The 3165-nt window shown below is 42.6% G+C and carries 2 protein-coding genes; one reads left to right on the forward strand and one right to left on the reverse strand.

Annotation, left to right across the window (positions count from 1 at the left end; all coding sequences use genetic code 11):
• Nucleotides 1–133: 133 nt before the first annotated feature.
• On the reverse strand, nt 134–1144 hold the full coding sequence (locus H5072_RS15410; RefSeq protein ID WP_138488986.1) for a GlxA family transcriptional regulator: 1011 nt from the start codon (nt 1142–1144) through the stop codon (nt 134–136).
• Between the two features lie 126 nt (nt 1145–1270).
• On the opposite strand from H5072_RS15410, the gene H5072_RS15415 reads away from it, so the two are divergent.
• Nucleotides 1271–3165: beta-ketoacyl synthase (locus H5072_RS15415; protein WP_182694021.1), on the forward strand; the 1895-nt coding region annotated here is incomplete at its 3' end.

Consider the following 3165-nt stretch of genomic DNA (forward strand, 5'->3'; position numbering starts at 1 on the left):
ATCGCTTTGTGGATCAAAAAGGTGCTTACTAAGTTTATCTCTCATGCAATTACCTTGGTATGGCGTAAATTATATTATTGATAAGAGTATAATTTATGTATAAAAAAATGCCAATTTGGAGTGTCGTCGCTGGTTAGCCAAACAACTTTCTCCTAACTACTTTTCTGTAGCCACTGGGTGTTTGGCTTAATACTTTTTTAAACACGCGGGTTAAATGCCCTTGGTCGTTATATCCAACTTCTAAAGCCACTTCTTGAATTGATAAATTTGATGATGCTAATAACTCTTTCGCACCTTCTACGCGTAATTGTTGCCAATACTCAATAGGGCTTTGGTTCGTTGCGGCTCTAAAGCGGCGGGTAAAAGTACGATAGCTTAAGCTAAATTGGGCAGCGACTTCTTGCAAGTTTAGCTCGGTGGCTAAATTCGTTTTTAGCCAAAATTGAATTTGCGCAATTAGCTCATCGGGGTGGCGGTCTACTGCACCTTCTAAATAGCGTTGATCTTCGTAGGGTTTGCGTATTTCGTGCGAAAAATTACGCTCTACATGCTGCGCGGCGGCTTTTGTGTAGTACTGGCTGATAATATGTACGATAACATCTGCAAGGGCATTAAGGCTTGCTACGGTATACATGCGCTCTGATTGGGTTATAAAAAAGTCGGGCTTTAAGCGCACCTGCGGGTAGTCATGGCTAAATTGTTTGGCGTAATGCCAATGGGTGGTAGCAGGGTGGCCATCAAGTAAGCCAGCCTCAGCTAATAAACAGTTGCCAGTACCGACACCAATTATATGGCTGCCTGCGCTAAAGCTTTCACTTAGCCAATCAACTATTTCTTGATTTGTTCGCACCACTGGGCGTGGGTTCCGCCAAATACCCGGCACTATAATCAAATCGCTGTAGGGCGCGTTAGTTGTTATGCAATCAGGATTTATAGCAAGGCCTGCACGGGTGGGTATAGATTCAGCACTTTTAGCCACTAAATTTATAGCAAGTGGCCTAAAGCTTTGCTTATCAAGATGCCCTTTAGCAAAGGCCTCGCCGGCTCTTAGCATTTCTATAGGCAGCGTTAAACTAGTCACTAATAAATGCGGATATACCGCTATAGCAATGTTTAAAGGTGGATTAGTGTGTTTATCAGTCATATAAATGCTCCGACCAGTACATTTTGGCCTTTTGTGCTGAATATTTGGCTATTAAAGCACAATGTGTGGTGCATAATCCATTTAAACTGCCTCTTCTCCTTATAACACGTTTCTAAAAGGTAAATTATGACAGCATTACCCGTTATAGTAGGCATGGGTGGCATTAACGCCGCTGGCCGTACTTCTTTTCATCAAGGTTATCGCCGTATCGTGTTAGATAGTTTAAATGCTCAAGATCGCAGTGAAACATTTTTAGGCCTCGCCACACTGATGAATCTAGTAAGCGTTGTAAACGGCCAATTACAAGATACACAAGGTAATAATGTTGAGCAAAGCGACATAGAAGCACGCTTTGGTGAGCAAATTATTGCTGGTACACTTATTCGTAAAATTGAAAAAGAACACTTTGATGCCGACGCAACACCGTGGCAGCAAAAAATGACACTAACCGCATCAAGCGATAACGCAATTGTGTTTGAAACGCGTGCTCGCGACTTACCTGCACCTATTCCAGCTAGCTGGCAAGTTGAAGAGCTTGAAGGCAAAAAAGTTAAAGTAACTATTGCAGCCGACTTAGACGTAAAGCATGACTCAACACGCGATAACCCAATTAAATCTGCTGGGCAATTTCCGACTGGGTTTGATCCATCAGTTATGTATAACAGCCGCTATCAGCCTCGTGGTTTGCAAGCCACTATTTTTGCAGCTACAGATGCGATTAAATCAACTGGGCTTGATTGGCAGCATATTATGAATAGCGTAGAGCCAGATAAAATTGGTACCTATTCAGCATCGGTAATTGGCCAAATGGACGACAAAGGCCTAGGTGGTTTAGTAAAGGCGCGCCAACAAGGCGACCGTGTTAGCACTAAGCAGTTAGCACTGGGCTTAAATACAATGTCTACCGATTTTATTAATGCCTATGTTACGGGCAATGTAGGTACTACGTTTTCGACCTCGGGCGCATGTGCAACGTTTTTATATAATTTACGTGCAGCGGTTAATGACATACAAGCAGGGCGCACACGCGTTGCGGTTGTCGCAAGTGTTGAGTGCGCTATTACACCAGAAGTTGTAGAAGGCTTTGGTAACATGAGTGCACTTGCAAACGTTGAAGGGCTGCGCCGTTTAGATAACTTATCAAATGATGAAGAACCAGATTACCGTACTAGCAGTCGCCCATTTGGCGATAACTGTGGCTTTACATTAGGTGAAGGCGCGCAAGTTGCTATTTTAATGGATGATGCTTTAGCCCTTGAGTTGGGCGCTGATATTATGGGCAGCGTACCGGATGTGTTTGTAAATGCAGATGGCGTTAAAAAGTCGATTACATCACCTGGACCTGGTAACTATATTACAATGGCAAAATCAGCTGCACTTGCTAGCAGCTTATTAGGTAAAGAAGCACTGCAAGAACGTAGCTTTATTTTAGCTCATGGTTCTAGTACACCGCAAAACCGTGTAACAGAGTCTTTGATTTATCATAAAGTAGCGCAAACGTTTGCTATTGATAACTGGAAAGTAACAGCGCCAAAAGCGTATGTTGGCCATACTATTGCACCTGCAAGTGGTGACCAGTTAGCGATTGCGTTAGGCATATTTAGTCATAATATTATGCCGGGTATTACCACTATTGATAAAGTGGCTGATGATGTTTATAGCGACCATCTTGATATTCGCAATAGCCATTACGAATGCGCTGATATGGATATTGCTTTTATAAATTCAAAAGGCTTTGGCGGTAACAATGCAACAGCGACTGTACTTTCACCAAAAGTAACAATGCAAATGCTTGCTAAGCGCCATGGCGATGATGTTATGACTAGTTACACACAGAAAAATAGTGTGGTTAGCGCTTCGCAGAAAACGTATCAAACGCAAGCAGATTTAGGCCAGTACGAGCTTATTTATCGCTTTGGCGACGGACTTATTGACGACAACGACATTGTAATAGACGAGCAAAGTATTCATTTACCTGGCTTTGAAAAAGCAATTACGTTTAGCAGAACAAACTCCTATCA

This window comes from Pseudoalteromonas sp. SR45-5 (genome assembly GCF_014163565.1).
Taxonomy (GTDB): domain Bacteria; phylum Pseudomonadota; class Gammaproteobacteria; order Enterobacterales; family Alteromonadaceae; genus Pseudoalteromonas; species Pseudoalteromonas distincta.

Excerpts from the sequence above, each read along its gene's own strand:
- H5072_RS15410 (WP_138488986.1), bottom strand. The coding sequence starts at position 1,144 with ATGACTGATAAACACACTAATCCACCTTTAAACATTGCTATAGCGGTA.